The 19683-nt window shown below is 70.3% G+C and carries 18 protein-coding genes; 13 read left to right on the top strand and 5 right to left on the bottom strand.

The window, feature by feature from the left end; all coding sequences use genetic code 11:
* Positions 1-14: 14 nt before the first annotated feature.
* On the bottom strand, positions 15-1745 hold the full coding sequence (gene araD, locus E1202_RS26090) for an L-arabinonate dehydratase (protein ID WP_132685793.1): 1731 nt from the start codon (positions 1743-1745) through the stop codon (positions 15-17).
* 132 nt (positions 1746-1877) lie between these two features.
* Here araD and E1202_RS26085 point away from each other — a divergent pair, with 132 nt between their 5' ends.
* Together E1202_RS26085 and E1202_RS26080 are read left to right on the top strand one after the other, a co-directional pair.
* On the top strand, positions 1878-2621 hold the full coding sequence (locus tag E1202_RS26085) for a ribonuclease activity regulator RraA (protein ID WP_132685792.1): 744 nt from the start codon (positions 1878-1880) through the stop codon (positions 2619-2621).
* A 29-nt stretch (positions 2622-2650) separates the two neighbouring features.
* Complete coding sequence (locus E1202_RS26080; protein WP_132685790.1) at positions 2651-3727, top strand: Ldh family oxidoreductase; 1077 nt, start codon at positions 2651-2653, stop codon at positions 3725-3727.
* Here the strand turns inward: E1202_RS26080 and E1202_RS26075 are convergent.
* On the bottom strand, positions 3716-5269 hold the full coding sequence (locus E1202_RS26075) for a thiamine pyrophosphate-dependent enzyme (RefSeq protein ID WP_132685788.1): 1554 nt from the start codon (positions 5267-5269) through the stop codon (positions 3716-3718). The genes E1202_RS26080 and E1202_RS26075 overlap by 12 nt on opposite strands.
* Before the next feature lie 123 nt (positions 5270-5392).
* On the opposite strand from E1202_RS26075, the gene E1202_RS26070 reads away from it, so the two are divergent.
* Positions 5393-6085 carry a GntR family transcriptional regulator gene (locus E1202_RS26070; RefSeq protein WP_235879023.1) on the top strand — a complete coding sequence of 231 codons (693 nt, stop codon included), beginning with the start codon at positions 5393-5395 and terminating at the stop codon, positions 6083-6085.
* Positions 6086-6149: 64 nt separating this feature from the next.
* On the opposite strand, the gene E1202_RS26065 is transcribed toward E1202_RS26070, so the two are convergent.
* Positions 6150-7484 (bottom strand): MFS transporter, encoded by a 1335-nt coding sequence (locus tag E1202_RS26065; RefSeq protein ID WP_165943996.1) that lies wholly within the window; start codon positions 7482-7484, stop codon positions 6150-6152.
* A 116-nt stretch (positions 7485-7600) separates the two neighbouring features.
* The gene (locus tag E1202_RS26060) at positions 7601-9649 is read right to left on the bottom strand and encodes a HelD family protein (RefSeq protein ID WP_132685784.1); all 2049 of its coding nucleotides are present in this window, start codon (positions 9647-9649) and stop codon (positions 7601-7603) included.
* Positions 9650-9819: 170 nt separating this feature from the next.
* Between E1202_RS26060 and rsmD the strand changes: the two genes are divergently transcribed.
* The 8 genes from rsmD to mutM all read left to right on the top strand — a co-directional run bounded on the left by rsmD (position 9820) and on the right by mutM (position 15259).
* A complete protein-coding gene (gene rsmD / locus E1202_RS26055) occupies positions 9820-10380 on the top strand; it encodes a 16S rRNA (guanine(966)-N(2))-methyltransferase RsmD (protein WP_132685782.1) in 561 nt (186 codons plus the stop codon).
* Positions 10381-10434: 54 nt separating this feature from the next.
* The gene (gene coaD, locus E1202_RS26050) at positions 10435-10917 is read left to right on the top strand and encodes a pantetheine-phosphate adenylyltransferase (RefSeq protein ID WP_132676528.1); all 483 of its coding nucleotides are present in this window, start codon (positions 10435-10437) and stop codon (positions 10915-10917) included.
* A 98-nt stretch (positions 10918-11015) separates the two neighbouring features.
* Positions 11016-11435: a ribonuclease domain-containing protein gene (locus E1202_RS26045; RefSeq protein WP_132685781.1), complete on the top strand. Its 420-nt coding sequence runs from the start codon at positions 11016-11018 to the stop codon at positions 11433-11435.
* Between the two features lie 392 nt (positions 11436-11827).
* Positions 11828-12556: an SPFH domain-containing protein gene (locus E1202_RS26040; protein ID WP_132685827.1), complete on the top strand. Its 729-nt coding sequence runs from the start codon at positions 11828-11830 to the stop codon at positions 12554-12556.
* Positions 12557-12719: 163 nt separating this feature from the next.
* Positions 12720-13292: a YceD family protein gene (locus E1202_RS26035; protein WP_165943995.1), complete on the top strand. Its 573-nt coding sequence runs from the start codon at positions 12720-12722 to the stop codon at positions 13290-13292.
* 2 nt (positions 13293-13294) lie between these two features.
* Positions 13295-13477: a 50S ribosomal protein L32 gene (rpmF, locus tag E1202_RS26030; RefSeq protein ID WP_125091036.1), complete on the top strand. Its 183-nt coding sequence runs from the start codon at positions 13295-13297 to the stop codon at positions 13475-13477.
* A 14-nt stretch (positions 13478-13491) separates the two neighbouring features.
* Positions 13492-14250 (top strand): ribonuclease III, encoded by a 759-nt coding sequence (gene rnc / locus E1202_RS26025; RefSeq protein ID WP_132685780.1) that lies wholly within the window; start codon positions 13492-13494, stop codon positions 14248-14250.
* 124 nt (positions 14251-14374) lie between these two features.
* Positions 14375-15259, top strand: coding sequence for a bifunctional DNA-formamidopyrimidine glycosylase/DNA-(apurinic or apyrimidinic site) lyase (mutM, locus tag E1202_RS26020; RefSeq protein ID WP_132685778.1), 885 nt, complete (start codon positions 14375-14377; stop codon positions 15257-15259).
* Between the two features lies 1 nt (position 15260).
* Here the strand turns inward: mutM and E1202_RS26015 are convergent, their stop codons facing one another.
* Entirely contained in the window at positions 15261-17342 is a 2082-nt protein-coding gene (locus E1202_RS26015) for an ArnT family glycosyltransferase (protein ID WP_132685776.1), read from the bottom strand.
* Between the two features lie 185 nt (positions 17343-17527).
* Between E1202_RS26015 and E1202_RS26010 the strand changes: the two genes are divergently transcribed.
* Together E1202_RS26010 and E1202_RS26005 are read left to right on the top strand one after the other, a co-directional pair.
* Complete coding sequence (locus tag E1202_RS26010) at positions 17528-18802, top strand: bifunctional glycosyltransferase family 2/GtrA family protein (RefSeq protein ID WP_132685774.1); 1275 nt, start codon at positions 17528-17530, stop codon at positions 18800-18802.
* Positions 18799-19668 (top strand): ArnT family glycosyltransferase, encoded by an 870-nt coding sequence (locus E1202_RS26005; protein ID WP_207918927.1) that lies wholly within the window; start codon positions 18799-18801, stop codon positions 19666-19668. The genes E1202_RS26010 and E1202_RS26005 overlap by 4 nt, the downstream gene beginning before the upstream one ends.
* Positions 19669-19683 lie beyond the last annotated feature (15 nt).

Here is a 19683-nt window from a genome sequence, read left to right as displayed (position 1 = left end):
CGCCTCCGCTCGCGTCAGTGGATCGCCGGTTCGGGCGCGCCGCCGGTGCCTTCGAGGAAGTCGAAGTCGCAGCCCTTGTCGGCCTGGGTGATGTGCTGGGCGAACAACTTGCCGTAGCCGCGCGAGAAGACCGGCTCCGGCCGCGTCCACCCGGCACGTCTGCGCTCCAGCTCCTCGGCGTCGACGTGCAGGTCGAGCCGGCGGCCGGGCACGTCGAGCTCGACGACATCGCCGTCGCGCACCAGCGCCAGCGGCCCGCCGGCGACCGACTCCGGCGCCACGTGCAGCACGCAGGTGCCGTAGCTGGTGCCGCTCATCCGTGCGTCGGAGACCCGGACCATGTCCGAAACCCCTCGTCGCAGCAGCTTCTTCGGTATCGGCAGCATGCCCCACTCCGGCATGCCCGGCCCGCCCAGCGGGCCCGCGCCGCGCAGGATCAGCACCGAGTTCTCGTCGACGTCGAGGTCTTCGGCGTCGATGCGGGCCTCCATGTCGTCGTAGGAGTCGAACACGATCGCCCTGCCCCGGTGCTGCAGCAGGTCCGGGCTGGCCGCGCTGGTCTTGATCACGCAGCCGTCGGGCGCCAGCGAACCGCGCAGCACCGCCAGCCCGCCCTGCTCGGTCAGCGGGGCGTCGCGGCGGCGGATCACGTCGGTGTCGTGGATCTCGGCGCCTTCGAGGTTCTCGCCGAGGGTGCGGCCGTTGACGGTGATCGCATCGCGGTGCAGCAGCTCACCGAGCTCGGCCATCAGCCCGCGCAGCCCGCCCGCGTCGTAGAAGTCCTCCATCAGGTATTCGCCGGACGGGCGGATGTTGGCCAGCGCCGGGACCGCGCGGGAGAGGTCGTCGAAGACCTCCAGCGGCAGGTCGACCTCGGCGCGACCGGCCATCGCCACCAGGTGGATCACCGCGTTCGTGGAGCCGCCCATCGCCATCACCACCGCGATGGCGTTCTCGAAGGCCTCCCGGGTCAGGACCTGGCGCGGGGTGACGTCCTCCCAGACGAGGTCGACGATCCGGCGTCCGGTGGCCACCGCCAGCTGCGGGTGGTGGGAGAACGCGGCGGGGACCGAGGAACCGCCGGTCAGCGTCAGCCCCAGCGCCTCGGCGGCGGCGGTCATGGTCGAGGCGGTGCCCATCGTCATGCAGTGCCCCGGTGAACGGGCGATGCCGTCCTCGATCTCGCCCCACTCCTGCTCGCCGAGGGTGCCCGCGCGGCGCTGCGCCCAGTACTTCCAGGTGTCCGAGCCGCTGCCGAGGGTCGCGCCCTTCCAGCGCCCCTTGAGCATCGGGCCGGCGGGTAGGAAGATCGAGGGCACGTCAACGCTGGTCGCGCCCATGATCAGGCCCGGCGTGGTCTTGTCGCAGCCGCCCATCAGCACGCAGCCGTCGACGGGGTAGGAGCGCAGCAGCTCCTCGGTCTCCATCGCGAGCATGTTCCGGTAGAGCATCGTGGTCGGCTTCTGGAACGGCTCCGACAGCGACATCGCCGGCAGCTCCAGCGGGAACCCGCCCGCCTGGTGGACGCCGCGCTTGACGTCCTCGGCGCGCTCGCGGAAGTGCGTGTGGCACGGGTTGATGTCGCTCCAGGTGTTGACGATGCCGATCACCGGCTTGCCCGAGTAGTCCTCGGCGTCGAAGCCCATCTGCTTGGCGCGGGACTTGTGCCCGAACGAGCGCATGGTGTCCACGCCGAACCAGCGGTGACTGCGCAGCTGCTCGGCGGTGAGCCTGGGACGGGACATGCCGGCGAGCCCCCTTCCGGTGTCTGGAACTTCGTCGTTCGCGTGACTTGACTGGTCGGTGTCGTGAGCGGTCGAGGTGTTGCGGCTGCGGTATATGATATCTCAGAGATCCGACGATGCGAAGGGTCGAAGATGGTGGACACCTCGGTCAAGACTCCCGATCCGCTGCCGGAAGGCACCCTGCGGGCGCTGCGTCGCGCCAGCACGGCGACCATCACCACGCAGCTGCTCTCGCGCGGCTTGCGCAACCAGTTCATGCAGGGCCTGCGGGCGCTGAACCCGGCGCAGGTGAACATGGTCGGCGTCGCGTTCACCCTGCGCTACATCCCGGCGCGGGAGGACGTTGACGTCCTGCCGGTGTTCCAGGACTACGACCACCCGCAGCGCAAAGCCGTCGAATCGGTGGATCACGGTGAGGTCCTGGTCATCGACTCGCGCGGGCAGCAGCGCGCCGCCTCGCTCGGCCACATCCTGGCGACCCGGCTGCTGCACCGCGGCTGCGCGGGCGTGGTGACCGACGGCTCGGTGCGCGACTCGGACGGCTTCGCGGCGCTGGAGATGCCGACCTTCGCGAGGAACCCGTCGGCCAACACCAACCTGATCCAGCACCACGCGGTGGACATGCAGGTGCCCATCGGCTGCGGCGAGGTCGCGGTCTACCCGGGCGACGTGCTCGTCGGCGACTCCGACGGCGTCGTGTGCCTCCCGCGGCACCTGGCCGGGGAGGTCGCCGAAGCCGCCGCGGCGCAAGAACATCTCGAAGCCTTCGTTCTCTCCAAAGTGAAATCCGGGCGTCCGCTGCGGGGCACGTACCCGCCGGACGAGGCCACCCGCGCCGAGTACGAGGCGTGGGCCGCCGAGAACCCCTGGCGGTGAACGAGTTGCGAGCCGACGCAGGAGCGAGGATGAGCGAGGTGCGGGTTTCCGCCGCGGCAGTGCGCACGCTGATCACCGACGTCCTCGCCGCCTGGGGCATGGACCACGACCTGGCCGAGACCACCGCCGAGGTGATGGCCGAGACGGACCTGGCCGGCATCGACTCGCACGGCGTGTCGATGCTCATGACCTACGAGCAGTTCCGCGCCGAGGGCAGGATCGACCTGCGCGCCAGGCCCACCGTCGTGCGCGAGAACGCCGCATCGGCGCTGGTCGACGCCCACGGCGGCATCGGGCACCCGGCCGGGGAGTTCGCCATGCGGAGGGCCATCGACAAGGCGAAGACCGGCACCGTCGGCGTGGTCTCGGTGGTCAACTCGCACCACTTCGGCGCGGCGGGGCACTACGCCGAGATGGCCGCGCGGCAGGGACTGGTCGGACTGGTCACCAGCTCGGCGAACCTGCCCGCCTCGCCGCCGACGGGATCGGTGGTGCCGATGCTGGCCACCAACCCGATCGCCTTCGCCGCGCCCGCACGGCGCAATCCCCACTTCCTGCTCGACATCGCCACCACCACGGCCGCCGTCAACAAGGTCAAGGTCTACGACTTCCACGACGAACCCCTCCCGGAAGGCTGGGTGGTCGACGAGGACGCCCAGCCGGTGACCGACGCGCACCGGGCGCTCGGCATCCTCCGCAACGACGACATCGGCGGCCTCACACCGCTCGGCGGAACACCGGAGATGGGTTCGCACAAGGGCTACGGGCTGAGCATGATGGCCCACGTCCTGGCCGCCACGCTGTGCGGTGGCGCCTTCCCGGCGAGCCGGGAACCCGAGGATCCCCACAACATCGGGCACTTCTTCCTCGCGCTCGACCCGAGCGGGTTCCGCTCGCCCGGCGAGTTCGAGGACGACCTGGACGACGCCATCGACCGGCTCCACGCGACACCCCCGCTGAACGCGGACGAACCCGTCCTGGTGGCGGGAGATCCGCAGGCCGCCTCGCGGGAAGTGCGGCGTCGGGAGGGGATTCCGATGCCCGACACCCTCGTCGAGCAGCTGCGCGGTGTCGCCGAACGCGCGGGAGTGCGGTCAGCTCTCTAAGAAGTCCGCCAGCCGCGCGTCGGCGGTGAGCACGTCGGGGTCGGTGCGCACGTCCAGCACGCATGGTCGGTCCTCGGCCAGCGCGCTCCTGATCGCCGGTTCCAGCTGGTCGCGCGTGTCGACGGTGTGCCCGGCGGCGCCGAGGCTCCGCGCCCAGCCCGCGAAGTCCACCGCGCCGATGTCCACCGCGGACATCGGGCGGTCGCTCTTGACCTGGTGGAGCGCGATCGTGCCGTACAGGCCGTTCTGGAACACCACCACGATGATGGGTGCCTCGTGCCGCACGGCCGTTTCGATCTCCTGGCCGGTCATCAGCGCGCCGCCGTCGCCGACCATCGCGAGCACGGTGCGCTCCGGCGAGACGAGCTTCGCCGCCACCGCCGAGGGGACCGCGTAGCCCATCGCCCCGTTGCACGGGCCCAGCTGCGTGCGCGGCTCGGTGAAGCACCAGTAGCGGTGCGCGAAACCGGAGAAGTTGCCGGCGTCGTTGGTGACCACCGCGTCGCGCGGGGCGAGTCGCCGCAGCTCGCGCACCACTTCGGTCGGGTGCGGGGCGGAGGTGGCGTCGAGATCCGGTGGGGTCATGAACTCGCGCACCGCCGCGTGGGCGGCCGAGAGATCACGCCGTCGACCCGGAGTCCGCGCGCGCAACTCGGCGAGCGCCGATGGCGGCAGCCGCAGGTGGTCCTGATCGGGCAGCGGGAACCGGAAGCCCTGGCTGGTCACCTCGTCGAGCCGCAATCCCACCGTGAGCACCACGTCGGCGTTCTCCAGCGCCTTGAGCTGCGCGTCCGGCACCGACAGGCCGAGGTGTCCGGCGAAGTTCGGGTGGTCCTCGGGGAAGGAGTCCTGCCGCCGGAAACCCGTGTACACCGCGAGCCCGAGCTCCTCGGCGGTCGCGACGAGCTCGCGGTGGCTCGCGGGATCGCGCGCCCCGGTGATCACCACGGGATTGCGCGCGGCACCGAGCCGTTCGGCCGCAGCGGCGACGTCGGGAGTCTCGGCGGGCGGCGGCCCCGGGACCGGCAGCGGGCCGGGGAAGGCCTCGTCCCAGAAGTCGCTGGGCACCGCCACCACGGCCGGCCCGGGACGCGGGCCGGCCGCCCGCGCGAGAGCCTCGGCGACCGTGCCTGGGACCTCGGCGGCGGAGGCGGGTTGGGACGACCAGTTGGCCAGCGGTGCGAACATCGCCGCGAGGTCGACCTCCTGGAAGCTCTCCCGGCCCAGCTTGGTGGACGGGACCTGGCCGAGCAGCACCACCATCGGGGTCTGGTCCTGCCGGGCGGTGTGCACGCCGATGGACAGGTTCGTCGCGCCGGGACCTCGACTGGCCATCGCCACGGCGGGGACGCCCCGCAGCTTGCCGCACGCCTCGGCCATGAACGCCGCGCCGCTCTCGTGCCGCGTCGAAACCAGCGTCAGCTCCGGTGTTTCGGCGAACGCGTCGAGCAAGCCCAGGAATGATTCTCCGGGCACGGTGAAGCCGTGTTCGACTCCCGCGTCGGCGAGCACGCGGGCCACGGCCTGGGCGACTGTACGCATGGGTTCCTCGCAGCTGTCCGATCCGTCGGCAATGTTGGTATATCATACATCACGTGGTCGACCAGGTGCGGAATGCGCTGGTCGCCCGGGTGTGCCGGAACGGCTTGATATATCATCGGAGGCGTGACACAGCTGGCCAGTGATTCCTCGGGACTGCGTCCCCTCAGCGGGCCCGCCAGCCGCACCGACCTGGTCGCGGACTCCATCCGCAACGCGATCCTGGCCGGTGAGCTGCGCCCGGGCGAGACGTTGGTCGAGCGGCGCCTGTCGGAGCTGCTCGGCGTGTCGAAGACGCCCGTGCGCGAGGCCCTGATCGGCATGGCCCACACCGGTCTGGTCACGGTGGTGCCGAACAAGGGCATCACCGTCCGCAAGCTCTCGCTCGAAGACGTCCGCAAGGTCTACGAAGTCCGCAGGCTGCTCGAACCGTGGGCGGCGAAGATGACCACCCGCGCCGGTTCGCCCGACGTGGTCCGCCGCGCGCAGGACGCGCTCAACGAGGCCGCCGGGCTGCTCAGCGCGGGCGACAACCACGCGCTGAGCATGGCCAACCGCCGCTTCCACCGGTCGCTGTACGCCGGCTGCGGCAACGCCCTGGTCGTCGACCAGCTCGACGACCTGCAGGACCTCACCGCGCTGGGCGTGGTGAACCTGCTGTGGGACCGCTGGCCCACCTGGCGCGAGGAGTTCGTCGAGCACGCCGAGATCCTGGCCGCGGTCAACGACGGCAACGCCGACGAAGCCGAACGCCTCGTGAGCAAGCACGTCCAGCAGTCCCTGACCAACCTCGAAACGGCCGAGAAGGTCGAGTCCTGACGGCGTTTCCGCGCTGTGCGCGGCGGCGCCGTGAGCAGGCACCGCCGCGCAGCACGGGTCGGGCTCAGAACATCGGTCTCTGCTCGTCCAAGGGCTTGACCTGCACCACGAAGGCGTAGAAGAACGCGCCCAGCACGCACATCGCCCCGGCGAACACCAGCGGCCACACGTAGGCGAACTGCCCGGTGCCCAGCAGGAACCCGATCACGATCGGCCCGATGATCCCGCCCAGCTGCGAACCGAAGTTCTGCACGCCGGTCAGCGACGCCACGTTGCGCGGGGTCGGGGCCACGTCCGCCGGGAGCGACAGCAGCGCGCCCGTGGACACCGCCGCGCTGCAGTAGGAGAGGGTGAGGAACGCCAGCGCCCACGTCGGATTCGGCGCGATCGAGGCCAGCGCGATCGTCGACGCACCGACCATGCCGATCACCAGCGGGATCTTGCGGGCCATCGCCAGCCGAGTCCCGCGCCGCACCAGCCAGTCGGAGAACAACCCGCCCAGCCAGTTCGCCACCATCGCCGCCAGACCCGGGATCGCGCCGAACAGGCCCAGTTCCAGCAACGAGAAGCCCTGCTGGTTGACCAGGAAGTCCGGGTACCAGGTGATGAAGAAGTAGATGATCACGCCGCGGCAGGTGTAGCCGGCCACCAGCGCCCAGGTCGTCGAGTAGCGGAACAGGTCGCGCCACTTCATCGGCTGCTTGCCCGCGTCGCCGAGCTCCTTCTCCTCGGTGCGGCCGCCGCCCTGCTCGATGTAGTCCACCTCGGCCTGGTTGGCCCACTTCTGCTTGCGCGGCGAGCGGTAGATCAGCAGCCACGCCACCACCCAGACGAGGCCCAGCGCTCCGGTGACCACGAACGAGCCGCGCCAGCCGACCAGCGCGATCAGCAACGTCACCAGCGGGACCGACAGCGCGCTGCCGAACTCCGAGCCGGTGTCGAAGATGGACGACGCGAACGCTCGCTCCTTGCGCGGGAACCACTCCGACACCACGCGGGCGTTGGCCGATTGCACCGGTGCCTCGCCGACGCCCAGCACCAGCCTGCAGCCGATCACCCCGGCGAAACCCCTGGTGAGCGCGGTGGCCGCGGTGCCGATCGACCACCACACGACGGCGATCGCGTAGAGCGCTCGCGGCCCGAAGCGGTCGACGAGCCAGCCTCCCGGGAGCTGGAATATCGCGTAGGTCCAGAAGAACGACGACAGCATGACGCCCTTGAGCTCGTCGGAGAACTGGAGCTCCTGCTGCATGGAATCGCTTGCGACGCTGAGGTTCGCGCGGTCGATGTAGGCGATGGCGGTGGCCAGGGCGACCAGGACGACCATCAACCACCGGATCTGGGACCGCTTGCCGGTGGACTGCTTCGGGGCCGCAGTGGACATGGCGGGTTCGTGCATGCAACCACCCCGTCGTGACGCATGATATCTCATATCCCACGCTAGGTGAGCTGCGTTACAGGGTCAACAGGTCGCGAAGGGGGTGGCCCGTCGGACCGGCGGGCCACCCCCCGATGTCAGCCGGGGCGGATCGCCGTGAGCAGCTGCGTGGCCCGGCTCAGGGCGACGTACAGCGCCCGCCGGCCGGTGGTCGATTCCGCGGCGAGGCCGTCGGGGTCGACCACCGCCACCGCGTCGTACTCCATGCCCTTGGAATCGAGGCTGCCGACCACCCTGAGCCTGGAATCGTCCACATCGGACAGCCAGGCCCGCACCTCGTCCCGGCGGTCCATCGTGGTGATGACGCCGATCGTGCCCTCGGCCCGCTCCAGCAGGTCGCGGGCGGCGTCCCGGGTCGTCGCGGCCAACTGGTCCGCCGGGACCTCGCGCACGTCCGGCTCGACGCCCGTGGTGCGCACCGCCGTCGGCAGGTCGTCCGGGTTGACCAGGTCGCGGACCGCGTCCGAGGCGTAGTCGAAGATCTCCGCCGAGTTCCGGTAGTTGGTGCGCAGCGTGAACTTGCGGTGGGTGCGCTGGGCGCTGAGCGCCTCCTCGCGCGCGGTCGCGGCCTCCGCCGGATCCGGCCAGGAGGACTGCACCGGGTCGCCCACGATCGTCCAGCTCGCGTGCCTGCCGCGACGGCCGACCATCCGCCACTGCATCGGGGACAGGTCCTGCGCCTCATCGATCACCACGTGCGCGTACTCGTCGTAGTTGACGGCGCGGCGCGGCTGCTCCGCTTCGGGCTCGGCCCGGCGCGGGCGCTTGGGCGGCGGGCCGATCAGCACCCGCAGCTCGTCGATCAGCGCGATGTCGGCCACCGTCCACTCGGAGACCTCCGCCCACGACTTGGCCAGCGCGTCGACCTCCTCGGCCGCCAGCAGTCGCCGGGCCGCGCGGGCCAGCCGTTCCGGATCGGACAGCCAGCGCAGCACCTGCATCGGGTACAGCGCGGGCCACCAGGCGACCAGGAACCGGTGGAACTCGATGCGCTCACCGATCTCGCTGATCAGCTGGTCGCGGTCCGGCTGGAAATCGCCGCCGGCCAGGCCCCGGGCTTGCTGCCACAGGGCCTCCAACAGCGCGTCGGCGGCCTTCATCCTGGTCTTGTTCGGCTGGCCGCCCTTGTTGTGCAGGGTGCGGCGGATCCGCTTGAGGTCGTCGGCCTCCAGCTTGAGCACCGCGCCCCGGTAGAACAGCTGCAACGTCTCCGGGGCGTCCGGCGGCGGCAGGCGCAGCGCGCGGCGCAGCACCTTGACCATCCGCGACGAGCCCTTGACCTCGGCGGTGCGCGGGTCGTCGACCTTCCCGGCGCTGATGCCGTCGAGCACCTCGCCCAGGGCGCGCAGCTCCACGTTGTGCTCGCCCATCGACGGCAGCACCCGCGAGATGTAGCTCATGAACACCGGCGACGGGCCGATGACCAGCACGCCCGGTCCGCCGAGCCGGCGCTGCTCCCGGTAGAGCAGGTAGGCGGCGCGGTGCAGCGCGACGGCCGTCTTGCCGGTGCCGGGACCGCCGGTGATCTCGGTGACGCCGCTCTCGGGCGCCCGGATCGCCTCGTCCTGCTCCTTCTGGATGGTGGCCACGATGTTGCGCATCGTCTCGCCGCGCGAGCGGGTCAGCGCCGCCATCAGCGCGCCGTCGCCGATCACCCGCATGTCCGACGGTGCGCGGTCCGGGTCGAGCAGGTCGTCGGAGACCTCGACCACCTGCTCGCGCGAGCAGCGGATCACCCGTCGCCGGATCACGTCCTGCGGGTGCTCCGGTGTGGCCTGGTAGAAGGCGGCGGCCAGCGGGGCGCGCCAGTCCACCAGCAGGTTGTCGAAGCGCTGGTCGCGGATGCCCAGCCGGCCGATGTGCACGGCGTCCCCGGTGCCGAGGTCCAGGCGGCCGAACACCAAGCCCTCGGACTCGGCGTTGAGCGCCTGCAACGTCCGGTTGGCGTGGTGCAGCATCACGTCCCGCTCGTTGAGCGCCTCGGGCGTCGCCTCCCGGCCGTACTCGTAGCTCTTGTCGCGCATCGCCTCGGCTTCGGAGCGCAGCTCGTCGAGCCGGGCGTACACGCGGTCCACGTGCTCCTGCTCGACCGCGATCTCGGCCTGCTTTTCGGATGCTTCGGACACCTGTGACTTTCTCCCGGTCTGGCGCGGTGGGCAGACCCAACAGAGTACGCGCGATGCCGCACCGCCCGACGTGTCCCGCCTGCCGTCGAGGCCGGTTCGCGGGCGTAAGATGCGCGGTGGCGGCGGACCCGCGAAACACCTGCCCACCAGCGGTGCGCGACGATGTCCGGGTGACGCGGATCGTGGCGGGGAGTGCGGGCGGGCGACGCCTGGAAGTGCCCCCGAAGGGAACCAGGCCAACGTCCGAGCGGGTGCGCGAGGCGCTGTTCAACTCGCTGGAGACGATGCTCGACATCGACGGCCTCCGCGTGCTCGACCTCTACGGCGGTTCCGGAGCACTGGGTCTGGAAGCCCTCTCCCGAGGTGCCGGGCACGCCACCTTCGTCGAATCCGACCGCCGCGCCGCCCAGATCCTCAAGCGCAACGCCACCACCCTGGGATTCCGCGACGTGCGGGTCGAGCAGGCCAAGGCCGAGACGCTGACCGCCGCGGCGACCGCCGAGCCGTTCGACGTCGTCCTGGCCGACCCGCCCTACGACCTGCCCGGTGACCTGCTGCAACGCGTGCTGGACGGGCTCGTCGCCAACGGCTGGGTCGGGCCGGGCAGCGTGGTGATCGTCGAACGCGCGGTCCGCAGCGGTGACCCGGACTGGCCCGCCCCGCTGGAGGCGCTGCGCTCCAAGCGCTACGGCGACACGTCGGTGCACTGGGCCGTGATCGAACAGCGGTGAGCCAGGACACGTCGATCTGGGGGGTTGCCGTTCCGGCTGCTAACGTCCCAGCACATGAGGCGTGCGGTATGTCCAGGTTCTTACGACCCCGTCACCAACGGTCATCTGGACATCATCGAGCGAGCGTCCGGCCTGTTCGATGAGGTCGTCGTCGCGGTGCTGATCAACAAGAGCAAGAAGGGCTTGTTCTCCGTTGAGGAGCGCCTCGAAATGCTGCGCGAAGTCACCGCCCAGTGGCCCAACGTGCGCATCGACTCCTGGCACGGCCTGCTGGTCGACTACTGCAAGGCCAACGAGATCGGCGCGATCGTCAAGGGCCTCCGCGCCGTCAGCGACTTCGACTACGAGCTGCAGATGGCGCAGATGAACCAGCAGCTTTCCGGGGTCGAGACCATGTTCATGTCGACCAACCCGCTCTACAGCTTCCTGGCGTCCTCCTTGGTCAAGGAGGTCGCCACCTACGGCGGCGACGTCTCCAACCTGCTCCCGCCGAAGATCGAGCAGCGGCTGCGCGAGCGCATCGCCGAGAACGGTTGACCTCCCGGTCACGCGAACTTCTGTGAATCTTGCGGGGTTCCCTTCGGGTTCCCGCCATTTCCGCAGCGTGACGGCCTGCCGCCGTTAGCGTGATCGACATGATGAAGTCAGTGCAGATCCTGCTGGCCGCCCTGCTCGCCGTGGCGGGGCTCGTCGGCTTCCAGTCCAGCGCCTTCTCCGCCGCCCCCGCCCCGGCCGCCGTCGTCGCGCAGGCCGAGTGCGGTGACACCACCGGGTTCGACCAGGTCCCCCTGTCGTCCCTGCCGCCCGAAGCCGCCGAGACGGTCGAGCTCATCAAGGCCGGCGGCCCCTTCCCGTACCCCGAGGACGGGCAGACCTTCGGCAACCGCGAAGGGCTCCTGCCCGACTGCGCGGACGGGTACTACAAGGAGTACACCGTGGAGACCCCCGGCAGCGACGACCGCGGCGCCCGCCGCTTCGTCGTCGGCGAAGCCGGTGAGTTCTTCTGGACGCAAGACCACTACGAAACCTTCGCCCTCACCGACATCAACGCTTGATCCTTTTGCTGATCGGTGCGGGTAGCGGAACCTGAGACGCCGTCTGGACTGCGGGTGCCACTCCTGATGTATGTCCGATACACGGCGGAGCGGCCGTCCTCGCCAGACGACGCCTCAGAACCCGCGGCGGTGCGAGTTGCTCAGGTGGTGAAAGAGGAAGCACCTTCGGTGCTTGCCTGACGTGAACAAGGGGGCCTTCCTTCCACTCCTGTGGTCGGGAGGTTCCCTTTTCGTTCGTGCGCGAACGAGGGCTTGACACGCGGATGGCGGATTTCCCCCGCGTACGCGGGTCGCGCAGGCAGACTGTGGAGGGGAACGGCCCGTGATCGGCATCGCGCGGCGTTCTGACATGCTTGAGCGGCGCGGCGCTGAACGACTGCAGGGAGATCATGGTGTACCGGGTGTTCGAGGCCCTCGACGAGCTGGTCACGATCGTCGAAGAGGCGCGTGGCGTCCCCATGACCTCGGGTTGTGTGGTGCCCCGCGGTGACGTGCTGGAGCTGCTCGACGACGTGCGGGACGCGATCCCGCAGGAGCTCGACGACGCCCAGGACGTGCTGGACCACCGCGACGAGGTGGTCACCAAGGCCCAGACCGAGGCGGACAAGTCGGTCGCGGAGGCCCGCAGCGAGGCCGAGCGCACCATCGCCGAAGCCCGGGCCGAAGCGGAGCAGCTGCTCGCCGAGGCCCGCGAGCAGGCCGACCACCTGCTCTCCGACGCGCGCGGCCAGGCCGAGCAGACCGTCACCGCGGGCCGCCGCGAGTACGAGGACTACATCAGCCGCGCCCAGTCGGAATCCGACCGCATGGTGCAGGCCGGGCGCGCCGCCTACGAGCAGTCGGTGCACGAGGGCAAGGCCGAGCAGGCCCGCCTGGTCACCGACACCGAGGTCGCGCAGGCCGCCAGCGCCGAGGCCAAGCGGATCGCGGAGGAGGCCAACGAGGAGGCCGAGCGGCTGCGCAGCGAGTGCGACGCCTACGTCGACTCCCGCCTGGCCGACTTCGAGGACCTGCTCGGCCGCACGCTGCGCACGGTCGGCAAGGGCCGCCAGCAGCTGCGCAGCCCGATGGGCGCGCCCTTCGACTACGAGGAGTGGCAGCCCTCCGCGGGCGCCAACTGAGCCGCCCGCTCTGGCCGCGGAACCGCTTTGAACAGGGGCTGGTGTCGTTCGCGGACGGACGTCACGTACGCTGGGAGGGCTGACTTGGGGTGCAGTGCCCGATTCGTCGTGGTCCGTTCCCAAGATCGGCCAAATGCCCGTTCACCAAGCACCGAAATTCGTGATGTCTCAGAGCCATGAAACGCGCACTGCGCAAGCCGGCCCGTGGGTGATCGACACCCGGGAGATCGGCCACCGGGCCGGGAGCAGCCGTGCCTACACGCGCAAGGCCCCGGCGCCCGCCGGCTTCGGGCTCGACATGATCAAGGTGCCCGAGGGCGAGCCGGTGGAGCTCGATCTGCTGGCCGAGTCCGTGGTGGAGGGCGTGTTGGTGTCGGGCACGGCGTCGGCCCAGCTGACCGGTGAATGCGTCCGGTGCCTCGACCCGGTCTCCGAGGAGATCGAGATCGAGGTCCGGGAGCTCTTCGCGTACCCGGACAGCGCGACTGACACCAGCACCGATGACGATGAGGTCGAGCGGGTCGTGGACGACCTCATCGACCTCGAACCGGTGGTGCGGGACGCGATGCTGCTGTCGCTTCCTTCGGCGCCGGTGTGCTCGCCGGACTGCCAGGGGCTGTGCTCCGGGTGCGGCGTGAAGTGGGCCGAACTCGCCCCCGAGCACACGCATGAGACCATTGATCCTCGCTGGGCCGCGCTTCAAGAGCGGCTCGGCGGTACCGAAGAGGAGAAGTAGTCGTGGCCGTCCCGAAGCGCAAGATGTCCCGGGCCAACACCCGTCACCGCCGTTCGTCGTGGAAGACCTCGGCGCCGACGCTGGTCGAGTGCTCGAACCGCTCCTGCCGTGAGCAGAAGCTGCCGCACGTCGTCTGCCCGGCCTGCGGTCAGTACGACGGCCGTCAGGTCGTTCAGCCGGCCTGAGCGGCGGTCACGTAGTGGGGGGAAAGCAGTCGAGGGCCCGTCAAATCGATCGGGCTCCGTTGTTGGCAGCGCTCGGCGTCGAACTGGATGCCGAGCTGCTCACCCTTGCCCTCACCCACCGTTCGTACGCGTACGAGAACGGCGGTCTTCCGCCGAACGAGCGGCTGGAGTTCCTCGGCGACGCGGTGCTCGGACTGGTGATCACCGATCACCTCTACAACGAGCACCCGGACCTGCCGGAGGGACAGCTCGCGAAGCTGCGCGCCAGCGTGGTCAACATGCACGCGTTGGCCGGGGTGGCCCGCGGGCTCGGTGAGGGCGGACTCGGCGAGTACCTGCTGCTGGGTCGTGGCGAGGAGCTCACGGGGGGCCGTGACAAGGCGAGCATCCTCGCGGACGGTTTGGAGGCGGTGCTCGGCGCCGTCTACCTGGCCGAAGGCATCGACGTCGCGCGCGGCGTCGTGCACAAGCTCTTCCAGCCGTTGCTGGCCGAGGCTCCGCAGCGCGGAGCCGGTCTGGACTGGAAGACCAGCCTCCAGGAGCTGACCGCCTCCGCGGCTCTCGGCGTGCCCGAGTACCGCGTCGAGGAAGAGGGCCCTGATCATCGCAAGGAGTTCAGCGCTTTCGTGGCGGTCGGTGGCCAGACCTACGGGCGAGGCGACGGCAGCACCAAGAAGGAAGCCGAGCAGAAGGCGGCCGAATCGGCGTGGCGCCAGCTCAACGAGCAGGTCAACGCCGTGCAGGCCGAGGACTCGGCGGACTCCGCATCGTGAGTCGGTCGGTTCGATCGCGAACCGACCGTGACGAAGGGACATGATCCAGGGCCCGAGCCCTGGATCATGTCCCTTTTTCACGCCCGCCTCCAGGTGCGTTCCGGGCGTGGGTCAGGATGTGTTCGTGCCTGAGTTGCCCGAGGTCGAGGTGGTCCGCCGCGGTGTTTCCGATCATGCGGTGGGCCGGAAGCTCTCCAGCGTCGAAGTGCTGCACCCGCGTGCTGTGCGCCGCCACGTGCCCGGAGCGCAGGACCTCGCGGCCAGACTCGCCGGGAGGGTGCTGACCGCGGCCCGCCGGCGCGGCAAGTACCTGTGGATCGAACTTGGCGACGGTCCCGAGGAGACCGACGGCGAAGCAGTGGTCGTGCACCTGGGCATGAGCGGGCAGCTGCTCGTGCAGCCCACCGACGCGCCCGACGAGAAGCACCTGCGCGTGCGGATGCGCTTCGCCGACGGCGGTTCCGAGCTGCGGTTCGTCGACCAGCGCACCTTCGGCGGGTTGCAGCTGGCCGAGCTCGTCGAGGTGGACGGCGTGGCACTGCCGCAACCGGTCGCGCACATCGCACCCGACCCGCTGGAGCCCGTGTTCGACCTGGCCAGGCTGACCGAGCGGCTGCGCGGTCGTCGCACCGGCATCAAGCGCGCCCTGCTCGACCAGAGCCTGGTCTCCGGGATCGGCAACATCTACGCCGACGAAGCCCTGTGGCGTGCCAAGCTGCACTGGGCCCGGCCGACCGCGTCCATGACCCGTCCCAAGGTCCGCGAACTGTTCGAGGTCGTCACCGACGTCATCGGCGAAGCGCTGCACGCGGGCGGCACCTCGTTCGACGCGCTCTACGTCAACGTCAACGGCGAATCGGGCTACTTCGACCGCTCGCTGGCGGTCTACGGCCAGGGCGGGAAGCCCTGCCCGCGTTGCGGAGCCTCGATCCGCCGCGACGCGTGGATGAACCGCTCCTCCTACACCTGCCCGGTCTGCCAGCCCAAACCGCGCAACGCGCACCTGTGAGTCACGCCGCGCCGCGGCAGTCGTGGAGGTGCGTGGTCGAGGTCGTGTCACCGCCGTAGGCGGCGGGGCTGACGATCGCGCAGTGCCGGGCGACCCATGCCATGGAGGTGTCCACCACGGCGGTGTCCGCCTCGCCGCCCATGCTCCGCACGCCCGAGGACCCGCTGGTCCACACGTAGCGGAGCTCGCCGTCCGCGACGTGCCGCTCCAGCTCCTCGACGGTCGGGGTCGGGTCGTTGCCGTTGTAGCCGCCGACGGCCATCACCGGCTGACCGGTCTCCAGGATCACCGGCGCCGCGACCATCGATCCCACCACCGCCACCAGCCAGGTCTCGCCCTCCTGGTGATCGGTGAGGTAGCGCATCAGCTGCGAGCTGACCTGCTCATCGCTTGACCGCTCGCCCCGTGCACCGCGCCCACCGTCGCCCCGGTTCCCGTCGGGCTGGTTGCCGTTGTGGCGCATCCCGCTCGGCTGCATGCCGTTGGACTGCTGACCGCCGTCGGCCATCGCGCGCCCACCGTCGCGCCCGTCACCCGGTCCGCCCGACCCACCGCTGGGACCTGCGGAGGGGAACGTCGCTTGCACCGGCGTCGACAGCGGGGTCACCGCGTAGGCGGTGGGGCCCGCGAGTGACGCGAGGACTCCCACCAGCGCACCGGCCGCGATGACACGACGCTTCCCGTCACCCCTGCCGCGCGGGAGGAGCAGTGGAACCATGATCGCGACACCGGCGACGAGCGAGACGATTGCGACAACGGTTCCCATCCACGGCAGGAAGTCCTCGTCCTGGCCGAGCAGGTGGGCGCTCCAGAAACCGGTCGCGACAATCGATCCCGGGAGCAGCAGGCCCCACCACTCGGTGTCGCGGGTCAGGCGCCACATGGCGATCACGCCCATGCCGACCAGCGCGGCGAGCGGCGCGGCCAGGGCGACCGTGTAGTACGTGTGCCAGATGCCCGAGGCGAAGGTGAACACTCCTGCCGTGACCAGCAGGGTTCCCGTCCACAGCAGGAAGTCCGCGCGCTGGGCGTCGTGCCGGGGGCGGTGCCACAGGTGCACGACCACCGCGATCGCGCCGAACAGCGCCAGCGGGAACAACCAGCCGACCTGCGGGGCGACCTCGCCGCTGAACAGCCGCGTCAAGCTGGAGTCGTCCATCCCTCCGGGCGTGCCCCCGCCCGGAGGTGCCCCGCCGCCGGGCATGCCGCCACCCGGTGACCCGCCACCGGGGCCGCCGCCCATCATCCCGGGCGAGATGATCCGGGCCTGTCCCTCGACGCGGCCGAGGCCGTTGTAGCCCAGCAGCAGGTCCAGGACGGTGTTGTTCGTGCTGCCGCCCACGTACGGCCGGGCCGAGCTCGGCACGAGGTCGACCACGAGCAGCCACGACAGGCTCACCGCCGCCATCGCGACACCCGCCACGCCCAGGTTGAGCAGCTTGCGCGGCCACGTCGGGCGGGCCGCCACCAGGTAGACGACCGCGATCACGGGCACCACGAAGAACGCCTGCAGCATCTTCGTGTTGAACGCCAGGCCGATCGAGACCGCGCACCACACCAGCGGCATCAGCCTGCCGGAGCGGATGGCGTTGGAGGCCGTCCACAGGGACAGCGCCAGCAGCAAGGTCAGCAGCATGTCCGGGTTGTTGTGGCGGGCCATCGTCACCGCGATCGGCGTCACCGCCAGCGCGAGTCCTGCCAGCACGCCGGCGGCGGGACCGAAGCCCCGGCGCACCACGTGCTGGACCACCCACACCGCGATCACGCCAGCGATGGCCTGCGGCAGCAGCAGGCTCCACGTGTTGAACCCGAACGCCCGCGCCGACAGCGCCTGCAGCCACAACGCCAGCGGCGGCTTGTCGACCGTGATGAACGACCCCGCGTCCAGCGCGCCGTAGAAGAACGCCTTCCAGCTTCGCGTCATCCCCAGCACCGCGGCCGAGTAGTAGGTGTTGGCCCACTGGTTGATCGACAGCGCCCACGTGTTGAGGAACGCGGCGAGCACCAGCACCGCCCAGCGGGCGGGCGATGACCATCTCGGCTCCCCGGTGCGGGAGAGCGGCAGACGCAGACGTGCGGCCATGCGCGGATTCCTTTCCGGAACGGACTTTCCCGCGTCGAGGGTGGCGGCCCCGGCTGGGAGGACCGTGTGAGTTGGCTGCACGTCCGCCGGGGGTGAGCACTCCCAGCCGATTCCCAGCTTCCGTCAACGGCGCTTGCACGTGCGTCGGGCTTGATGGATGCGGAACCGGATGAGAGGTGGTGGAGATGAGTGCCGTGCCGCAGCTCGGCCCCGCGACAACCCAGATCGAGATCGGGGCCGACAGGGCCCAGCGCGCGTCGAGGACCGCGACCGTCGACGTGGTGATCCCGGTCTACAACGAGGAACGTTCCCTTCCCGGGTGCCTGGAAGTGCTGAGCGGATACCTGGGCGAAGGGTTCCCCTTCTCGTGGTCGATCACCGTCGTGGACAACGCGAGCACGGACTCGACGCTGGACGTGGCGCACGGGCTGGCCCGGAAGATCCCCGACGTGCGGGTGCTGCACCTGGACCGCAAGGGGCGTGGCCTCGCGTTGCGCACCGCGTGGGGGTACAGCGACGCCGACGTCGTGGTCTACATGGACGTGGATCTGTCGACGGGGCTGGACGCCCTGCTGCCGCTGGTCGCACCGCTGGTCAACGGGCACTCCGACCTGGCCGTCGGTTCCCGGCTGGCGCCCGGTGCGCGGACCGTCCGCGGCGGGAAGCGAGAGATGATCTCCCGCGGCTACAACAAGATGATCAGGTGGACCCACGGTGCCCGGTTCACCGACGCCCAGTGCGGGTTCAAGGCGGCGCGCACCGACGTGATCCGCCCGCTGCTGCGGCAGGTGCGCGACGACTCGTGGTTCTTCGACACCGAACTGCTGCTGCTGGCCGAGCACAACGGCCTGCGGGTGCACGAGGTGCCGGTGGACTGGGTCGAGGACGTCGACACGCGGGTCAACGTGGTGCGCACCGCTACTGACGACATCGCCGGGCTCGTGCGGGTCGCGCGCGCGAAGATCACCGGAGCCGCGCGGGTCCCGGGGCTGCCGCAACGGCCGCAGCCACGCGCCGCGCACCCGCAGGCGGTGCTGGCCAAGCGGGAGAACGGGCTGCTGTGGCAGCTGGTCTCGTTCGGCGCGATCGGCCTGGTGTCCACGGCGCTCACCTCGGTGCTGTACGCGATCCTGCGCGGTTGGTGGCCACCACTGCTGGCGAACCTGGTGGCGCTGACCGTCACCACGCTGTGGAACACCGAGGCCAACCGCCGGTACACGTTCCTGCAGCAGCGAGGCACGTCCGGACGGGTGCACGCCCAAGGGCTGATCGTGTTCGCGCTGTACTACGTGGTCACCTCCGGTGCGCTGCTCGGACTGCACGCCTACTCGGCGGATCCGTCGCGCTGGTTGGAGATCCTGGTCCTCGTTCTGTCCTCTGTGGTCGGTACCGCTCTGCGGTTCGTACTGCTCCGCTCGTGGGTCTTCGCGGCCCCGGCCAAGGAAGAGGAAATGTCATGATCGCAGTCGAGGAGGCTGTGCCGCAGCGAACCGACAGCGGAGGGCCGCCACCGGTGTGGCGCCGGCTCGCGCTGGTGGGGACCTGCGCGCTCGCGGCAGTGCTCTACCTCTGGGGCATCGGGAGCTCCTGGGGCAACGGCTACTACTCGGCGGCCGTGAAGTCGATGTCGACGAGCTTCGAAGCGTTCTTCTTCGGCTCGTTCGACGCCGCCGGAGTGGTGACCGTCGACAAGCCGCCGATGGCCCTGTGGTTGCAGGTGCTGTCGGTGAAGGTCTTCGGGTTCAACCAGTTCGCGGTGCTGTTCCCGCAGGTCGTGTGCGGTGTCGCCGCCGTGTTCCTGCTGCACCGCACGGTTCGGCGGTGGGCCGGGGAGAACGCCGCGCTGATCGCCTCGCTGGTGCTGGCGCTGAGCCCCATCACGGTGCTGATCAACCGGGACAACAACCCGGACACGCTGCTGGTGCTGCTGGTGGTGGCCGCCGCCTGCGCGATGACGCGGGCGGTGTCCGGTCGCCGCTCGACGAGCTGGATCGCGCTGGCCGCGTTCCTGGTCGGCTGCGGGTTCATGACGAAGATGCTGCAGGCCTGGATGGTGCTGCCTGCGTTCGTCGTCGCCTACCTGGTGGGCAGCCGCAACGGCTGGGGGCGCAAGGCCCTCGACCTCGGCGTGGCGGCCGCGGTGCTGATGGTGAGCTCGTTCTGGTGGGTCGTGGCGACCGAGCTGTGGCCTTCGCCCAAGCCCTACATCGGTGGCAGCACCGACGGTTCGGCGTGGGACCTGATCTTCGGCTACAACGGCTTCGGCCGGATCCTCGGCAACACCGCGGGCAACGGCGGCGGTGGGCCGGGGAGAACGCCGCGCTGATCGCCTCGCTGGTGC

The sequence above is a fragment of the Saccharopolyspora karakumensis genome, from assembly GCF_004349225.1.
GTDB lineage: Bacteria > Actinomycetota > Actinomycetes > Mycobacteriales > Pseudonocardiaceae > Saccharopolyspora > Saccharopolyspora endophytica.
Note: the sequence above shows the minus strand (reverse complement) of the source record. Positions and strands in the feature narration are given on the sequence as shown.